The organism is Roseinatronobacter sp. (assembly GCF_051859525.1).
Lineage (GTDB): Bacteria > Pseudomonadota > Alphaproteobacteria > Rhodobacterales > Rhodobacteraceae > Roseinatronobacter.
On sequence record NZ_JBHYFM010000018.1, the window covers coordinates 25,389 to 42,064 of the forward strand.

General features: G+C 63.2%; 14 protein-coding genes. 8 read left to right on the forward strand and 6 right to left on the reverse strand.

Features of this window, described 5'->3' with window-relative positions; all coding sequences use genetic code 11:
- Window positions 1-78 precede the first annotated feature (78 nt).
- Window positions 79-813, forward strand: coding sequence for an FkbM family methyltransferase (locus ACTIE1_RS12650; RefSeq protein ID WP_439562399.1), 735 nt, complete (start codon window positions 79-81; stop codon window positions 811-813).
- Window positions 814-874: 61 nt separating this feature from the next.
- Here ACTIE1_RS12650 and ACTIE1_RS12655 read toward each other — a convergent pair whose 3' ends face one another.
- Genes ACTIE1_RS12655 through ACTIE1_RS12670 form a run of 4 tightly spaced genes read right to left on the reverse strand, consistent with a single transcriptional unit; the run spans window position 875 to window position 5,011 of the window.
- Window positions 875-1,708, reverse strand: coding sequence for an inositol monophosphatase family protein (locus tag ACTIE1_RS12655; RefSeq protein WP_439563430.1), 834 nt, complete (start codon window positions 1,706-1,708; stop codon window positions 875-877).
- On the reverse strand, window positions 1,705-2,610 hold the full coding sequence (locus tag ACTIE1_RS12660; RefSeq protein ID WP_439562401.1) for a lysylphosphatidylglycerol synthase transmembrane domain-containing protein: 906 nt from the start codon (window positions 2,608-2,610) through the stop codon (window positions 1,705-1,707). The genes ACTIE1_RS12655 and ACTIE1_RS12660 overlap by 4 nt, the downstream gene beginning before the upstream one ends.
- Complete coding sequence (locus ACTIE1_RS12665) at window positions 2,607-4,220, reverse strand: sulfatase-like hydrolase/transferase (protein WP_439562402.1); 1,614 nt, start codon at window positions 4,218-4,220, stop codon at window positions 2,607-2,609. The genes ACTIE1_RS12660 and ACTIE1_RS12665 overlap by 4 nt, the downstream gene beginning before the upstream one ends.
- 5 nt (window positions 4,221-4,225) lie before the next feature.
- Window positions 4,226-5,011: a CDP-alcohol phosphatidyltransferase family protein gene (locus tag ACTIE1_RS12670; protein WP_439562403.1), complete on the reverse strand. Its 786-nt coding sequence runs from the start codon at window positions 5,009-5,011 to the stop codon at window positions 4,226-4,228.
- 127 nt (window positions 5,012-5,138) lie between these two features.
- Here ACTIE1_RS12670 and ACTIE1_RS12675 point away from each other — a divergent pair, with 127 nt between their 5' ends.
- The 4 genes from ACTIE1_RS12675 to ACTIE1_RS12690 are packed head-to-tail and all read left to right on the forward strand — an operon-like array spanning window position 5,139 to window position 10,787.
- Window positions 5,139-5,702 (forward strand): cytochrome b, encoded by a 564-nt coding sequence (locus ACTIE1_RS12675; RefSeq protein ID WP_439562404.1) that lies wholly within the window; start codon window positions 5,139-5,141, stop codon window positions 5,700-5,702.
- Complete coding sequence (gene mdoH / locus ACTIE1_RS12680) at window positions 5,702-8,164, forward strand: glucans biosynthesis glucosyltransferase MdoH (protein WP_439562405.1); 2,463 nt, start codon at window positions 5,702-5,704, stop codon at window positions 8,162-8,164. Before ACTIE1_RS12675 ends, mdoH begins: the two co-directional genes overlap by 1 nt.
- Window positions 8,161-9,720: a glucan biosynthesis protein gene (locus ACTIE1_RS12685; RefSeq protein ID WP_439562406.1), complete on the forward strand. Its 1,560-nt coding sequence runs from the start codon at window positions 8,161-8,163 to the stop codon at window positions 9,718-9,720. Before mdoH ends, ACTIE1_RS12685 begins: the two co-directional genes overlap by 4 nt.
- A complete protein-coding gene (locus ACTIE1_RS12690; RefSeq protein WP_439562407.1) occupies window positions 9,717-10,787 on the forward strand; it encodes a glycosyltransferase family 4 protein in 1,071 nt (356 codons plus the stop codon). Before ACTIE1_RS12685 ends, ACTIE1_RS12690 begins: the two co-directional genes overlap by 4 nt.
- A gap of 39 nt (window positions 10,788-10,826) precedes the next feature.
- On the opposite strand, the gene ACTIE1_RS12695 is transcribed toward ACTIE1_RS12690, so the two are convergent.
- The gene (locus ACTIE1_RS12695) at window positions 10,827-12,356 is read right to left on the reverse strand and encodes a gamma-glutamyltransferase family protein (RefSeq protein ID WP_439562408.1); all 1,530 of its coding nucleotides are present in this window, start codon (window positions 12,354-12,356) and stop codon (window positions 10,827-10,829) included.
- Window positions 12,353-13,000 (reverse strand): TetR family transcriptional regulator, encoded by a 648-nt coding sequence (locus ACTIE1_RS12700; RefSeq protein WP_439562409.1) that lies wholly within the window; start codon window positions 12,998-13,000, stop codon window positions 12,353-12,355. The genes ACTIE1_RS12695 and ACTIE1_RS12700 overlap by 4 nt, the downstream gene beginning before the upstream one ends.
- Before the next feature lie 216 nt (window positions 13,001-13,216).
- On the opposite strand from ACTIE1_RS12700, the gene ACTIE1_RS12705 reads away from it, so the two are divergent.
- Genes ACTIE1_RS12705 through ACTIE1_RS12715 form a run of 3 tightly spaced genes read left to right on the forward strand, consistent with a single transcriptional unit; the run spans window position 13,217 to window position 16,672 of the window.
- Entirely contained in the window at window positions 13,217-14,722 is a 1,506-nt protein-coding gene (locus ACTIE1_RS12705) for an ABC transporter substrate-binding protein (RefSeq protein WP_439562410.1), read from the forward strand.
- A gap of 56 nt (window positions 14,723-14,778) precedes the next feature.
- Window positions 14,779-15,783 (forward strand): ABC transporter permease, encoded by a 1,005-nt coding sequence (locus tag ACTIE1_RS12710; RefSeq protein WP_439562411.1) that lies wholly within the window; start codon window positions 14,779-14,781, stop codon window positions 15,781-15,783.
- Between the two features lies 1 nt (window position 15,784).
- Window positions 15,785-16,672, forward strand: a complete 888-nt coding sequence (locus ACTIE1_RS12715) for an ABC transporter permease (RefSeq protein ID WP_439562412.1) — start codon at window positions 15,785-15,787, stop codon at window positions 16,670-16,672.
- Window positions 16,673-16,676: the final 4 nt, after the last annotated feature.

A 16,676-nucleotide genomic window follows, 5' to 3' on the forward strand; every position in this document is an offset into this window, starting at 1 on the left:
AAGATTTTCCTGCGCGCGCTCTGGAAAGCTGTCTGACTGCGCTATTTGTCGCAAAGGCGTTGTTTGAAAGGTGTTAGAATGTCTTTGCGCGTGGCCTTGGGTGTGTGCCGGTCGGTTTTGATCTATTTCAATCCTGCACTGATGCGCCGGACAAGACAGCTTTATAACGGAATTTTGAACACGGGTGATCTGGTCTTTGACGTGGGCGCGCATGTGGGCACGCGTGCGCGGGTCATGCGCAAATGCGGCGCAAGGGTGGTTGCCTTTGAACCGCAGCCAGCCTTCGCCCGCTTCTTGCGCAAAACACTTCCGCGTGACGTGGTCCTTGTTGAGGCAGCCCTTGGCCCGACCGAGGCCCGCGCGCAGATGGCAGTGTCCTTGCGCCACCCGACAGTGTCATCCTTGCGCACCAGCCTGCCCGATGAAGCCCGCGCCATGCCGGGTTTCGAACATGTGCAATGGGACGCAAGCGCCGATGTCGCCATGACGTCACTGGACCGCATGATCGCGCAGCACGGGCTGCCGCGCTACATCAAGATTGATGTCGAAGGGTTCGAGACAGAGGTTCTGTCAGGGCTGTCGCATCCGGTCGCGCTGATCTCGGTCGAGTATCTGCCGGGCCTGCCCGATGTCAGCCAGCAGGCCATCGCCATGATAGCGCAGCTTGGCACATATGAATTCAATGTCGTGCGCGGTGAAAACGCGTGTTTTGAATGGACACAATGGCGCGATCTGGGCGCAATGCAGGACTGGCTGGCGGCCCTTGCCCCCGATGCGGGGTCGGGCGACATTTACGCGCGGCTGCGCGCGTAGGGCTGCACAAACGCGGCGCGGGCCAAGCTGGCGCGCGCCCTGCGGCGCGATATGCGGGACGCTACACGCCGGTGTTGCGCAAGATTCTGGCAAACGGGTCAAAAAGCAGCGGTGTCGCCGCAAGAACCGTTCCGGTTTCCTCTGGCCGCTCGGCCGGGTCCAGCCCCTCGATGCGCACACCGGCTTCGTGCAGCAGAACCAGCCCGCCCGCAATATCCCACGGCTGCAACCGCCGTTCCCAGAACCCGTCCAGCCGTCCGCAGGCCAGATAGGCCAGATCCAGCGCCGCAGCGCCCATCCGGCGCACACCGGCGCAATGCGGCATAAGTCGCGCAATATCGGCCGCGTGGTCATCAATGCCCGCCATCCCGCCGAAGGGAATTCCCGTGCCGAACAGCGCATCTTGCAGCCGCGGGGTCGATGCCCCCTGAATTCCGGCCCCGTTCAAATAAGCGCCCGCGCCCCGCAACGCAAAGAAGGTTTCCTGACGCACCGGATCATGCACGACGCCCAGAACACGCACACCACCCACCTGCAAGGCGACGGATACCGCCCAATGCCCGATTCCGCGCAGGAAATTCGTTGTCCCGTCCAGCGGGTCAACGATCCATATGCGGCGCGCGGTATCAAGGCTGTGTGCGCGCGCCGTCTCCTCGCCCAGCCAGCCGTCACCTTGCTGGCACAAGCTGTCGCGCAACAGGTCTTCGGTGCGTTTGTCTGCCACGCTGACAAAATCGCCCGCGCGCTTTTGCTGAACAGTCAGGGCGGCGCGATCCGACCAGAAGTCCATCAGACCATTGCCCGCCTGTGTCACTGCGCCAATCACACGGACCAGTTCGGGACCATGCGCAAGACCGTGCAGATGCGGGGGAACGAATACGGGTGTCAGGGTCATTTCCTTTCGCGATCAGGTGTGGCTGGCAGGGGTTGGCGTCCGAACCCAAGCTGCACAGCCCAAGGAAAAACTGCAAGCAGCGCCGCACCAAGGGCCGCAAGTCCGAAACTGATACTGGCGGCCACCGCTTGTGGACCGGCAACCCCCACCAGTGGCCACAACGCCAGCGCCACCCCTTCGCGCAACCCCCAGCCATTGACGGATACAGGCAATAACATCGCCAGCAAGGTCAGCGGTATCACGAACAACGCCGCCGCAAGGTCAAGCTGGACCCCCACCGCCTGCGCCGCGGCCCAGACCCCACCCAGATTGCAGCACAGGATCACACCGGTATAGGCCAGTTGCGGCACGATCACACGCGGCGACAGCCAAGCCGCCGCCAGCGCATCGCGCACCGCAACCGGCAGCCAGCGTGCCCCCGCCACGACCAGCGCCAGCACAGCCGCCCCCGAGGCCGCGACAACCCCCGTCAGCGCCACGCCGTAGCCAGCCATCGCCCACCACGCAACCCCCGCAATCGCGGCACAGGCCAGCGCGACCTGTCCCGCCAGCCGTTCGATCACCACCGACCCCACCGACAGACCCCAGCCGCCATAGGCGCGCATCCGGGCAACGCGCCCGACATCACCCAACACGCCCCCCGGCAAGACCGTGTTGCCCAGAACCGACAGATGGTATTCGCACAAGGCCCACAATGTCGGCAACCGCACACCAAGTGCGCCCGCCGTCAACTGCCAGCGCAGCGCCGAAACGCCCACCTGCGCGCCCAGAAGTGCAACCGCCAGCGCCATCCAGCCCGCATCCAGCCCGCGCAGATGCGGATGCAGGGACGCAGGGTCCACAAGCCAGACCACCCCCGCCAACGCAGCCAGCGACGCCAGCAACCGCAAGCCGCGTGTCACGGCGCAGCCCCGCTGCCAAGGCGCGACAGCAACACGTCACGCAGACGATCCATGCGCATGGACGGGATATCGGGCTGCGGGATCATCCCTTCGGTCCAGCCCAGATCGGCGAACTGCTCGACCAGATCGGCAGGGCCTATGACATGGACAGGCACATCGAACCCGTCCACCCCCGACACGAACCGCGCAGGTTCATGGTCCCCCAGCACGACCATCAGCGGCGGGTCGCCCGCATGACGCGCCGCCCATGCCCCCACCGATTGCAGGCTGTAATCCACCGCCTGCCGGAACTGGTCGCGCACACGGTCATGATCGCGCCAGACCACCTCGGGCGGGTCGCCCGACAGGGCCCATTGGTCAAAAATGGTGCCGGTGCCGATATCATCCCAATCCACCAGTTCGGGAATGGGCACCCAAGGCGCATGCGACGACACCAGCGCCACCTGCACAACCAGCGGCGTGCGGTCGGGATCGCTGCGTTCCAGCCTGTCCAGCGCATGTAGGGTGAACTGGTCGGGCATAGTCACCCAGTTGAAAGGTTGCCCTTCATAGCCCAGATCAGCGGCGTTATAGATCGCATCAAAGCCGAAATAATCCCCTTCCGGCCAGGGAAAGACATGCGCGGGCTTGATGGCGACAGTGCGCCGCCCCGCATCCTGCGCATAGTGGAACAGCGTCCGGCGCGGACTGGCAATCAGCGCACGGTAGCGCGCCTGTGTGTCAAGCCACAGTCCCGATGCGACACTGCCATGGGCAAGCCAGCTTTGGCCGCCCACCATCGGCGCGCGCGCCCAGCCCGACCGCATGGCCAGACCACGCGCGGCCAGATCCCCCTCTATGCGTTGCAACGTTGCCGTATGCGTCGGAATATATAGCGGGTTTTCGAAACTGGACCGCCCGTAACTTTCGACATAGACCAGCACAAAGTCGCGATTGCCCAGCCTGTCGAACATGGGCGCCACATTGCGCATGCTGTCTTGTTGCGCGGCGGTCCGGAAATTCGCCAGATCGGCGCGGGTGGTGCGGATCTGCTCCACACGTTCCAGTCCGACACGCGCGGTGAATGCCGCCCCCGGAATGGCATTCGACAACGCGGGCGGCAGAAACCACGCCCGCCGCGCCTGCCCGATCTCGGCCACGGCAAGGGCCAGCGCGGGCAGCAACAGCACAGCCGCCGCAATGCGCGGGCGCCTGCCCGCCATGGTCCCTGCGATGACCCCTGTCGCCCACCATAAGGCCAGCGCCAGCAAGACAACCAACCCAACCGCCCCAGCCACCGCAAGCCCCGCCATCGGCAGACCGAAACTGCCACGCGCCAGTTCCCATGCCGCAGGCAGAAGGTTATAATCGGCAATAAGGTTGAAACCGCGATTGAACGCGATGAACGTGCCGAAATCAGCAAGTTTCAGCAAGGCGATAACGATCAGGGCCAACACAAGCACAGCCCGCAGAACCGCACCTGCCCGACCTGCACCCAGGACAACCAGCGCCGCCACAATAACCGGCAATTCCAGCGGAAAAACCGCCAAAGCGCCCCATGTCATCGCCGCAGGGTGGTTCGGCTGGATCAGCACAAGATACAAAAGGCAAACCGCAAGGGCGATGCGCATGACCCTCATTCCTGACGCTTCCCTTTGGATATGGCCGCACGGATATCGACCGCAAAGGACCACAGCACCACCGCCAGAACCGCCGCGCCCAGCATACCGGACACGGGGGGCACAAGCACTGGCGCAAGCAAGGCCACCTGTGCGCCCATCTGCGCCCCCGCAACAAAGCGGCGGCGCTGCGCAGGCGGAAGCGGCGCTGCCAGAACCGGCCACAGCCGCGTTGCCAACAAAAAGGACGGGCGCATCAGCCCCAGCAATAGAAACCACATTCCGACCTTGCCGGCAGCGACCGCCAGTGCCGCCATGACAAGCGCGAAGGCCACGTCGGTTTCCACATCCAGCCGCGCACCGAAGCTGGATATAAGCCCCGCGCGGCGCGCCGCCCATCCGTCAACAGCGTCCAGCGCAAGTATGGCACAAGCCAGCGCGACCATCGCCCAGCCCACACCCTGCGCCAACAGATGCGGCACCGCCAGCAGACCCGCCATAGCGGCAATGCCCGCAGCGCGCAGGATGGTGACGACATTGGCACTGCCCAAACGGTCATGCGGGAAATATTCAGCCCGCAGCCCCGACATGATCATCACTGCGCCTGCGATCCACAAACACCCGGCAAGTGCCGCGCATAAAAGCGCCTCATTCGCGGATGCACCCGCAAACTGCCCCAGCGCAAACGCACCCGCCACCGCTCCGCCACCGGCACCAGCCAGCAGCGTGACCGCGTGGGCGCGCACACGAGAGATGGAGACAGCGTGTTTTGAAATCGTTACATGGACCATGCGTGCGGACATAGCGTTGTTCAGGCCAAGTCAAATCATTTCAAGATTTGCGCTGCTTTCATGACGGGTGTTTTCTTGCCTTTTGCACAATCGCCCTATGATTTGGGAATATGCGTGTTGTTCACATGAAAGTCGCCAGATGAGTGCCGGACCAAAAAAACTGCAGCGCTATGCGCCTGTCACACGCCTGTTGCATTGGGTCGTGGCCGTGATGGTTCTTGCGACTTTCCCCGTAGGCGTCATCATGCTGGCAGAAGGGCTTGCGCGTCCGACGCAGGATCTGCTGTTCATCCTGCACAAGAACGGCGGCGTCATAATCCTGTTGCTGGTGCTGCTGCGGCTTGTCTGGCGGGTAATTTCCCCTGCGCCCCCGATGCCCGCCACAATGCCGCCCCTTCAGGCCAGACTTGCACGCGCCGCGCATTGGGCACTTTATACGCTGCTGCTGGTAATGACGATCAGCGGCTATGTCCGTGTGCGCGCAGGCGGCTTCCCCATCGAGATGCTTGACGCCATGGGCGTGCCCGTTTTCGTGCCCCGATCCGACACGCTGGCAGAGACCGCGAAATTCGTGCATGCCAATGCGCGGTTTGCACTGGCGCTGCTGATTGTGGGGCATATCGGGGCAGGAGTGCATCATTTGCTGCGCAAGGACGGGGTTTTTGCGCGCATCTGGCCGCCCCTTGGCAAAGGGCCGCAGTGATGTTGACCCCGTTGCGGCGGTTGCATGTGCTGGCCAGTCTTGGCCTTGGCGGCGCACTTAGCGCGGTCTTGTGGTACGGGCTGGATATTGCGGCGACAAACCCCGTGCTGGCTGGCCTTGTCATAACCTTGTTCGCCGCAAATGCGCTGTGGCTGTCTGCGGCGGCTGTTGCCGCGCTGATCGGGTTCTGGACACTGCGCCAGCCTGCCGCCCCCCAAGGCCAGATGGACAGCGTGCAGGACATGAACCGCCAGCGCTGCGCGATTTTATGGCTGGTCTGCGGCGAGCCGCCGGAACCCATGGCAGAACGCATTGCCGCCATGTTGCGCGGGCTGGACCACACCGGACAGGCGCAATCCTGCACAGTATTCGTATTATCCGACACGCAGGGGCATGATGCCGTCGCGCGCGAACGCGCCGCGCTTGCGCCGCTGGGGGACCGCATCATCTGGCGCAATCGCACAGCCCCCGAAGGCCGCAAACCGGGCAATCTGCTGGACTGGCTGCAAGGCTACGGGCAGGATTTCGACACAATGCTGGTTCTGGATGCCGATAGCAGTTTCAGCGCCGCGCGACTGGCCGCGATGCGGGGCTGCATGGCCGGTGATCCGCGCCTCGGGCTGGTTCAGGCGGCAATCAGGTTGCGCCCCGGCACCAGCCGGATGGCCGCGATGCAACGCCTGTCAGCGCGGCTGTGCGGTCCTGTGTTCGTGCACGGGCTGGCACGGCTTAGCGGGGATGCGGGCAATTACTGGGGCCATAACGCCCTGTTGCGGGTTCAGGCGTTTTCGCAGGTCGCAAGGCTTGCGCCGCTTTCCGGTCGCCCGCCCTTCGGCGGCCCGATCCTGAGCCATGACTTCATCGAGGCCGCCTTCATGCGCGCGGCGGGCTGGCATGTCCGGATCGTGCCGGATGCGCGCGGCAGTTTCGAGGATGCCCCCGAAACCGTGTCCGGCCATCTGCGTCGGGACAGGCGTTGGGCACAGGGCAATTTGCAGCATCTTCGCCTGATCGCGCGGCGCGGGTTGCACCCAGCAAGCCGCCTGCACCTGCTGGCGGGCATTCATTCCTACCTGTCGGCCCCGATCTGGCTGGCGCTGGTTGTGCTGATGGGATCCGGTGCCGTTCATGCCAGTGCTGCGGCCATATGGTCGCTGGCAGGTGCCCTCTCCTTGTTGATGGTGCCCAAATTCGCGGGGCTGGTGGCGCATCGCCGGACCCTGCGCAGCGCTGGTCGCAAACGCATCCTTTGGCGCGCATTATGGGCTGAATTATGGCTGACAACGCTGTTTGCCCCCATTGGCATGATCCGGCGCAGCGGCTTCCTGCTGGCGCTGGTGGCGGGCAGGGATGCGGGCTGGAAACCATCGGGCCAGATTGGCCGGCGCGCAGCGTTCACGGGGCGCGGCGAGCAGATTTCCGCGCTTGTCATCCTGACGGCGGTAATTTCACCCCAGTTGCTGATCGGCACAAGTGCAACAGCGCTGCTATCGGCGGCGATGGTGATGCCGGTTACGGGACCGCTGCTGGCGGCGCCATGGCTGATACGCTGGCTGGATGCCGCACCAAAACAAAACGCGGTCGCGCAATATTACGATGCAAGTACCGCGCGTTTTCTGGCCGTGGGGGGCAGTGGCGCGGCACTGGCCATCCACCGCCCGCTTTGGGCCGAGGGGATCACCACCCCCGAAGCCGCCGCCGCCCATGCCAACGACCTGATTGCCAAGGCTGCGCTGTCCGCATTGGGGCGCGCGCCCGATCATGTCTGTGATCTGGGTTGTGGCGTGGGGGGCAGCGTGTTCCATCTGGCGGCATTGTGGCCAAACGCCCGTATGGCAGGCATCACGCTTAGCGCGCAACAGGTGCGACTGGCACGTTTGCATGCCACCGCGCGCGGGCTGGGGGACCGCTGCCAGTTCATACAATCGGATTTCACCCTGCCCACCACGCTGCCACGCGCAGATCTGGTTCTGGCGATTGAAAGCCATGTCCATATCGACAGCGCTGCGCGGTTTCTGGATGCGGCGCGCGCGCATCTGGCCCCCGGCGGGGTGCTGGTGGTCGTGGATGACATGCTGGCGCGCGCCGACACCAAGCTGTCAAAACGCGAACAGGCGCTGGTGGGCGCGTTCCGGCGCGGCTGGCGGCTGGGGCATGTGACCCCGCGCAGCACCTTCGTCACGCAGGCGCAGGAACTGGGCTATGACACGCTTGCCCAACACGACCTGAACGCGCTGCTGCGGCTGGACCGCATGCGTGACCGCGCCTTGCGCTTTGCCGGTCCGGTGGCGGACTGGCTGGGCCTGACACGGTTTGCCGTCTTTGCAAATATGGTGGGGGGGAATGCCCTGACCCAGGCCTACCGCGCGGGTATCATGAGCTACAGCATGGTGGTTTTACGCGCCCCCGATCCCGGCCAAAGCGGACAGGGCCAACAGCCACACCGAAAGGACGCCGCATGAACCGACGCCATTTCCTGAACGGTGTTTGCGCCGCAGCCCTTGCGCCTGTTCTTATGCCCCGCCCTGCACGGGCGGGCGCATCATCCGGCCCGACCACGCCCGACGCGCTGATACAGGCCGCGCGCGATCTGGCCAGACACCCCTATGCGCCGCGTCCGCAGGTTCTGGCCCCGCCCTTTGACGGGTTAAGCTATGACAGCCATCGCGGCATTCGCCCGCGGTCCGGCTATGCGGCCGATCTGGCGCTGGGGCCGGAATTCGTGGCGGATCTGCTGCCGCCGGGCTGGCTGTTTGCCGACCCTGTCAGCATTGCGCTGCCCGGCCATGACACTGATTTTTCTGCGCAGATGTTCAGTTTTGACCCGCGCTATTTCAGCCCGCCGCCGGAACAGGGCCATTTGCCTGACATGGGGTTTTCGGGGCTGCGACTGCGCCATCAACTGAACAGCGCGGGAAACTGGGACGAGGTTCTGGTGCTTCAGGGGGCAAGCTATTTCCGCGCATTGGCGAAAGATACGGTCTATGGCCTGTCCGCGCGCGCGCTGTCCCTTGGCACAGGTGGCCCCACAGCCGAAGAATTCCCCGTCACCCGCTATATCGCGGTATTCGAGGCGGGCAAGCGCCTGCACTTCGGTTGCCTGATCGACAGCCCGCGCGCGTCCGCCGCACTGATCGCCACGCTGGAGCCCGGCCAGACAACAAGTATGGAGTGCAGCTTGCACCTGTTTGCCCGCACCCGCATCGATGATGCGGGAATTGCGCCGCTGACCTCCATGTTCCAGCACAACGCCCTTGGGCCGGCAGCCATAGATGATTTTCGCCCCGCAGTGCATGACAGTGATGTGCTGGTCATTGACAATGGCGCGGGCGAGCGGCTGTGGCGGCCGCTGGCAAACCCCGCGCAGGTGCAGATATCGGCCTTTGTCGATACAAACCCGCGTGGGTTCGGGCTGGTCCAGATGCCCACGGCATACAACGATTTCCACGATCAGGAAGGGGCCTATCACCGCCGCCCGACAGCATGGGTCATTCCACAAGGGGATTGGGGCGCGGGCGCGGTGACATTGCTTGAAATCCCCACACCGAATGAATTCGCCGACAATATCGTCGCCTTCTGGCGTCCTGCTGCCGCGCTGGATGCGGGCGAGCACCGCTTCGACTACCGGCTGGACTGGTGCGCGCCCGGCCCTGCATCGCTGCCCGCGCAGGACTACCCGCTATTGCCGCTGCGCAGCGCATCGGGGATTGAGCCCAATCTGGCCGAAGGGCGGTTGTTCGTCATCGATTTTGCCCCTGTCGTGGCAGGTTTGGACGGTATTGCGCCTGCGCTGGTGCAACTTGACTTCGGGGATGACGACACGGGCACATATATCACGGGCGCTGCGTTCTACCGGCTGCACGCGGATGATCCGGCGTTGCGGGCCAGTTTTGTATTCACCCCGCCAGACGATATGGATGTGGCGGAACTGCGTTTGCGCCTGCGCCAGCCCGATGGCGCATTGCTGGCGCCTGTGTGGCTTTACCGCTGGACGCGCAGCCGCGAGGGGGGCGTATGACGGGGGGTGCGGCGCAGCGCGCTGTTGCCTTCGCCCTGCCCGGCGATATCCACACACGCAGTGGCGGCACCCATTACGACCGGCGGGTGATCGAGAGTCTGCGCGCCTGCGGCCAGCCGGTGCAGCATGTCGCCCTGCCCGCAAGCTGGCCCGCACCCAGTGCTGATGACACGCGCGAAACACTTGCCCGCCTGCATGCCCTGCCAGCAGGGATGCCCCTGATCATTGACGGGCTGACATTCGGCGCGATGCAAACCCGCGATGCGGCCAGCCTGAACAGGCCCGTCATCGTGATGCTGCACCACCCGCTGGGTTTGGAAACCGGACTTGCGCCCGCGCGCGCGGCGGAACTGATTGCGCGGGAGACGGCCAATCTGGACCATGCGCAGCATATCATCGTCCCCTCCGGGCATATCGGGGGGCTTTTGCAAGACCGCTTCGGGGTTGATGCCGCGCGTATTACAGTTGCGCCGCCGGGGTTTGACCGCACTGACCCTGCCCCCCCGCCCCTGCCGCCTATGGACCCGCCCCTGATACTAAGCGTCGGGCTGATCTGTCCGCGCAAGGGGCATGATATTTTACTGCGCGCTTTGGGGCAGGTGACCGACCTGAACTGGCAATCCGTGATCGTCGGCATGGTGCAGGACATGGGGTACCTGAAACAGCTGGAAGATTTACGTCACAGCCTGACGCTACAGGATCGTGTCCTGATCGCGGGGGAGTTGTCGCAGGCCGCGCTGTCACAATATTACCGCTGCGCCCATATATTCGCACTGGCCACCCGCTATGAAGGCTATGGCATCGTGCTGGGCGAGGCGCAGTTGCATTCCCTGCCCGTGGTCAGTTGTGACAGCGGCGCAGTGGGCGAAACCCTGCATGGCGCTGGTTTGCTGGTCCCGCCCGATGATCCGGATGCCTTCGCCCATGCCCTGCGCGATCTGCTGTCCGACAAGACGCTGTATGACGATTTGTCCCGCAAAAGCCATCTGGCGGGAACCGCCCTGCCCTGCTGGCAGGACACCGCGCAAATCTTCCGGCAGGTTCTTGCACGCTACATCACCCTGTAACAGGTCGGCTGTTGCGCGCCCCTGCGCCGCATACAGACCTCAGACGCGCGGATCATGCCATGCGTGAATTCCATCCACGCCGCTTTGCACCACACCGGCCAGCCCCGCCATTGGGCTTTGCGCGGGGATCACAAGGATTTCATGGCCACGCGCGGCCAGCTGCGTGCGCGTTTGCGGGTCCACATCCGCCTCCAGTTTCAGGCTGTCGCGACTGTCCGAGAAGGTGCGCCCCAGAAGAAACCGCGGACCGGCCAGCGCATCTGGTGGCGACTGGTCAAAATCGATCATCCGCGTCAATAGCATGGCAAGGGTCTGGGGCTGCCCGTCTGCGCCTTGGGTGCCGTAAACCAGTTTTGGAACGCCATCTTGCAGGGCCATCCCGGGGTTCAGGGTATAGAAAGGCAGTTTGCCGGGCGCGAAGGCATTGACATGGGCCGGATCAGCGCTGAACGCAGCCCCGCGATTTTGCCACACAATGCCGGTGTCACCCGCCACCACGCCACTGCCCCAGTCGAAATAAGTGCTTTGCAACACGCTGGCGGCATTGCCCATCTCATCAATCGCGCCCAGAAACACTGTATCCCCATGCGCCCAGACATGCGGCCATGGCAGGGCATGGGACATGGATATGTCCTGCGCCCAGCCGTCCAGCCGCGCGGGGTCAAGGTGGCGGTCTGTATCCATGGGGTGGGCGGCGGGATCGGCGATCTGGCCGCGCTGCAAGAACGCGCGTTTCACGGCCTCGACACATAGATGTATATGATCGGCGCTGCCCGCCTGCATGCGGGTCAGATCCAGCGCGCGCAACTGCCCCATGATTTGCAAGGTCGTCAGACCCTGTGTGGGCGGCGGCGGGGCCAGCAGGGTCATGCCACGATAGGACAGCGACAGGGGCCGCGCGTCGCGGCAGGTGGTGCGTGCAAGGTCTTGTTGCGATATCTGCACGCCAGCGGCGCGCAACCCGTCAACGATCTGGCGAGACAGCGCGCCTTGATAAAACGCCCGCGCGCCATCCTCGGCCAGTGCCCGCAGCGAACCCGCCAGACCTTGCTGGCGCAGCAGCGCACCTGCCTGCAAGGGCTGGCCGTTTTCCATGTAAAGCGCGGCAAAGCCCGGCCATGTCACGGCCTCCTGTGCCCTGAACCGTGACCAGAATTCCTGCGACGGGGTGACCGCAAAGCCGGTATCGGCATGGGCAATGGCTGGCGCAAGCAAATCGTGCCATTGCGCCCGCCCCCCCAACCTAGCGCGCGCGAAATCAAGCGCATGCGCCCAGCCTGCGAGCACGGCCGCACTGGTCAGGACCGATTGCGGCCCGCGCAACGGGATGGGGCCGCGCGGAAACGGACGCTCCAGCCCCTGCCCTATGGCCAGAAAGCTGCGCGCGGCCCCTTTGGCGGGGGCCACCAGCCAGACCGCATCACCGCCCAGACCGCAAAAATGCGGCATCACCACTGTCAGAACCGCGCCTGCGGCGATCAATGCCTCGGGCGCGGTGCCGCCTGCGCGCAACACCTGCATGCCCGCCGCAGTTGCCAGCGGGTGCGGCGTGGACACTGCGCCACTCATGCTGCGCCCTGCTGCAAGGACGCCAGAATAATGCCAACCACTTCTTCACGGCGCGCGGCCAGAAAATCAGGGCTGGACAGGTCACGCCCCATGACAACCTGCATTGTATGGCGGTTTGCGATATGGATGGTGCACAGGCCCAGAATGGACAGATACAGCGCACCTGCATCAGGGCGCTGCCCGAAGTCACCGTTGCGCAACCCCTGATCCAATACAGTGTTCATACGCCCGAACAGGCTGGCCGCGCGGTCATTCACATCGGCCACGGCGCGCACATGTTGTCCGTCGGCCATATTCTCGACGCGCATCAGGCCCTGAAATTCGGGGTGCTGTAGCATATAGTCGAAGGTAAAGCGCACAAGTTCCGCAATCGCGTCGCGCGGGGGGGCGTTCCAGAAATCCGCCTGCGCTTCGGCATCGCGCAAATGGCGGTAGGCGCGGGCGATACAGGCGCGATACAGGCCCAGCTTGTTGCCGAAATAATGATAAACCATGCGCACATTGCATTGTGCAGCAGCCACAATCGTTGAAATGCTGGCGCCCTGAAACCCGTGGCGGACAAATTCCGCCGTGCCTGCGACCAACAGCCGTTCCTGAACGCCAAGGGCCGAATCGTCTGGCCTGTCTAATGTCGTGCTTTCCACAATTCCCGTCCCAATTTTGCGCAGAACTAAGGCGCTTTGTTTAAATCATGGTCAACATTGCCGTGACCAGCCCAGTCTTGTCGATGAAACTGTTTTATCGCTTCCCTGTAGGTAAGTAAACGTTCACTTATTACGAGACCGCGCAAATTCGGGCGAACGGTCACTGAATAAGCAAACGCCTTGTCTGAACGACTGGCCCCAAACGGGATGACCAAGATGCGAAAAACAACTTTATCCAGCTTGAGCGTGGCTGCACTGGCCGCAACGGCCGCCCCCTTGGCCGCACAGGATTACACCGATGCGCGCGTTGCCATTGCCACAACCGAAACAATTTCGGGCTACAACCCCTATGCCGACCCTGTGGTATTGATGGGCAGCGTCTGGTGTCAGGTCTATGGCTGCGTCACGCGCTATGACTTTGACGCGGGCGAATTCATTCCCTATCTGGCAGAATCCGTCCGCGCGATTGATGATCTGACATGGGAAATAACCCTGCCCGAGGGGCTGACACGTCATAACGGTGATCCGGTTCTGGCCGCCGATATCGTGCATTCCATAGACTATATGGCCAATAACCCCGGATCGGGCAAATCCTTCCTTGTCAGTGATTGGGCCAATGTCGAGGCGATTGACGACCTGACCGTGCACATCACCACCCAGACCCCTGATGCCACGGTGCCCGACAATCTGGCCGGTGTGCAGGTCACATCCAAGGCGCTGTTTGACGAACTGGGCGACGACATGTTCCGTCAGGCCCCATACGGTGCAGGCCCTTACAAGCTGGTCGAGGTCAGCATCGGCCAGCACATGATCATCGAACGCGATGACGCCCACCCGATGACAGCACCGAACAACCCCGCGCAGATCATGTACCGCATCATGCCCGAACCCGAACAGCGTGTGACGGCCCTAGCCAATGGCGAGGTGCAGATTGCCCAAGGGGTTCCCCCGCAACTGATGCAGCGCGTGCGCGACCTGCCCAATGCCGATATTGCGACAACCAATTCGGTCGAGATGATGTTTCTGGCCATGTCGCCCAACACCCACCCGTGGGATGTGCTGGAAGCGCGGCAGGCGGTTGTTCATGCCATCAACCGCGAAGCGATTGTCCGCGCCATTTTGCAAGATCAGGCAACCATTCTGCACGGCCCCGTAAGCGAAGGTCAGATCGGCTTTGACCCAGACTTCACCACACCGTTCGACTATGACCCTGCGAAAGCGCGCGAATTGTTGCAATCGGTCGATCTGGAAGGGGTAGAAGTGACCCTGTCCACACCTGTGGGCCGCTACACTGCCGACCGCCAGATAGCCGAAGCCATGGTGCCCATGCTGGAAGAAGCGGGTTTCACTGTCACGCTGGACACGCCGGAATGGGCAACCCTGTGGGCAAATGTGCAGCAAGGCAATGTGCCCTTCTACTATATGGGGCGCGGGTCCATGATCGACCCGTCGCGTGCGCTGCACCAGTATTTCGCCACTGGCGGGTCGCCGCGCATCGGCTTTTCAGACGCGGAGCTTGACGAACTGCTGGGCGCTGAACGGTCCGAATTCGACGCGAACGAACGCGCGCTGAAGATGCAGGCCGCAATTCGCAGGCTGGTGGATCAGGCGCCGGCGGCGTTCATGTGGCAGCACCAGATGGGCTGGGGTGTGTCCAAGGACATATCGTTCCAGCCGCGCCCTGCTGACCGCGCCGACGGTTGGGAAATCTTCGTGAACTGAACATGAAACCACAGGCCCGAACCTGTTTCGGGCCTGATTTCAAAAGGAAGGCGCGTATGCTGCTATATTTCATCAAACGCCTTGCGGGTGCGGTGCCGGTGCTGATTGTCGTGTCCGGTATCATCTTCACCCTGATGCAACTTGCCCCCGGCGATGCGGTGACCATGCTGATCTCGGACGAGGCATCAGAGGCTGACAAGGCGCGCATCCGCGAGGCATGGGGGCTGGACCGCCCGCCCTTCATCCAGTTTCTGAACTTTCTGGGAAATGCCCTGACGGGCGATTTCGGCATGTCCTTCCGCTATAAAATGCCGGTCATTGAAATTGTCATGGAACGCCTGCCCGCCACCATAGAACTGGCGGTTGCGGCCACGCTGATCGCGGTGGGCGTCGGTGTGCCCTTGGGCGTTCTGGCGGCCGCCCGCCCCGGCACGGCATGGGATGCGATTGCATCGGCCTTCAGCTTCGCGGGCATATCCATGCCGAATTTCTGGCTGGGCATTTTGCTGATCCTGTTATTTGCGGGCTATCTGAATATCCTGCCATCGGGCGGGCGCGAACCCTGGGGGCTTGGGGTCGAGAGTATCACGGGGTTTCTGATCCTCGATTCCATTCTGGCAGGGCGTTGGGATGCACTGGGCGCGGCCCTGAAACACCTTGCCTTGCCCGCGATTGTTCTGGGCACCAACATGACGGGCATCATCACCCAGATGACCCGCGCACAGGTTCTGGACGCCCTGCGCGAGGATTTCGTGATGACCGCGCGGTCCAAAGGCGTAAGCGAGGCCCGCGTACTGTGGCGCCATGCCTTTCGGAACGCCATGGTGGGCGTTGTCACCATCATCGGGCTGGAATTCGGCACATTGCTGTCGGGCGCGATGATCGTGGAAACCGTCTTTGCATGGCCGGGCATTGGCAGCCTGCTTATCAACGGGATTTCATCGCGGGATTTCCCGCTGATTATCGGGTTGGTGCTGGTCTATACCGGCATGTTCATCGTGATGAACCTGCTGATCGACCTGCTGTACACCCTGATCGACCCGCGCATACGGATGAACTGACATGCAAGACGCTTCCCGAACCGCAATCCCCCTGCGCGACCGCTGGCATGGCCTGCGCACACAATACCGCCACCTGACAGGGTTCAAGGGCATCTATGGGGGTCTGACAATCGTGTTGCTGGTCGTCTTCGGCCTGTTTGCGGACCTGATTGCCCCGCATGCGCCCAACCGGCAGGACCTGATGCTGGCCCTGACGCCACCGGACTGGCGCGGCCCGCATGTGCTGGGCACCGACCATGTGGGTCGCGACATCCTTAGCCGGATCATTCACGGCGCGCGTGTGTCGCTGATCATTGCAACGGCCGTCGCCCTGCTGGCCAGTGTGGCGGGGGTGTTTCTGGGCATCGTATCGGGCTATTTTCGCGGGCGCATTGACAGTGCGATCCAGAAAGTGGCGGAAATCTTCTGGTCCTTTCCGCCGCTGATGCTGGCGATTGCAATCGTGGCCTTTATCGGACAGGGGCTGACCATCGTGATTGTCGCGCTGACCGCGCAGCGCTGGATCCCCTATTGCCGTGTAACCCGCGCCGAGAGCATGGCCCTGCGCGAACGCGAATTCATTCTGGCCGCGCAATCGCTGGGCGCGGGGCACTGGTTCATTCTGCGCCAGCATATCCTGCCCAATGTCATGCTGTCGGTCATTGTCATGACCAGTTTTGCGATGGCAAACGCCATCATCTCGGAATCATCGCTCAGTTTTCTGGGCCTTGGGGTGCCACCAAGTATTCCAACCTGGGGCGGCATGTTGTCAGATGCACGCTCCTACATCTCCAGTGCGTGGTGGATGGCGCTGTTTCCGGGGCTGGCCATTTTCCTGACTGTGCTGGGGCTGAACCTGCTGGGGGACGCATTGCGCAACCAGTTCGACCCTAAATTGAAATCCCACTAACCAA

Excerpts from the sequence above, each read along its gene's own strand:
- ACTIE1_RS12710 (WP_439562411.1), top strand. The coding sequence starts at position 14,779 with ATGCTGCTATATTTCATCAAACGCCTTGCGGGTGCGGTGCCGGTGCTG.
- ACTIE1_RS12670 (WP_439562403.1), bottom strand. The coding sequence starts at position 5,011 with ATGTCCGCACGCATGGTCCATGTAACGATTTCAAAACACGCTGTCTCC.
- ACTIE1_RS12695 (WP_439562408.1), bottom strand. The coding sequence starts at position 12,356 with ATGAGTGGCGCAGTGTCCACGCCGCACCCGCTGGCAACTGCGGCGGGC.
- mdoH (WP_439562405.1), top strand. The coding sequence starts at position 5,702 with ATGTTGACCCCGTTGCGGCGGTTGCATGTGCTGGCCAGTCTTGGCCTT.
- ACTIE1_RS12705 (WP_439562410.1), top strand. The coding sequence starts at position 13,217 with ATGCGAAAAACAACTTTATCCAGCTTGAGCGTGGCTGCACTGGCCGCA.
- ACTIE1_RS12675 (WP_439562404.1), top strand. The coding sequence starts at position 5,139 with ATGAGTGCCGGACCAAAAAAACTGCAGCGCTATGCGCCTGTCACACGC.
- ACTIE1_RS12650 (WP_439562399.1), top strand. The coding sequence starts at position 79 with ATGTCTTTGCGCGTGGCCTTGGGTGTGTGCCGGTCGGTTTTGATCTAT.
- ACTIE1_RS12685 (WP_439562406.1), top strand. The coding sequence starts at position 8,161 with ATGAACCGACGCCATTTCCTGAACGGTGTTTGCGCCGCAGCCCTTGCG.
- ACTIE1_RS12655 (WP_439563430.1), bottom strand. The coding sequence starts at position 1,708 with ATGACCCTGACACCCGTATTCGTTCCCCCGCATCTGCACGGTCTTGCG.
- ACTIE1_RS12665 (WP_439562402.1), bottom strand. The coding sequence starts at position 4,220 with ATGCGCATCGCCCTTGCGGTTTGCCTTTTGTATCTTGTGCTGATCCAG.
- ACTIE1_RS12715 (WP_439562412.1), top strand. The coding sequence starts at position 15,785 with ATGCAAGACGCTTCCCGAACCGCAATCCCCCTGCGCGACCGCTGGCAT.
- ACTIE1_RS12690 (WP_439562407.1), top strand. The coding sequence starts at position 9,717 with ATGACGGGGGGTGCGGCGCAGCGCGCTGTTGCCTTCGCCCTGCCCGGC.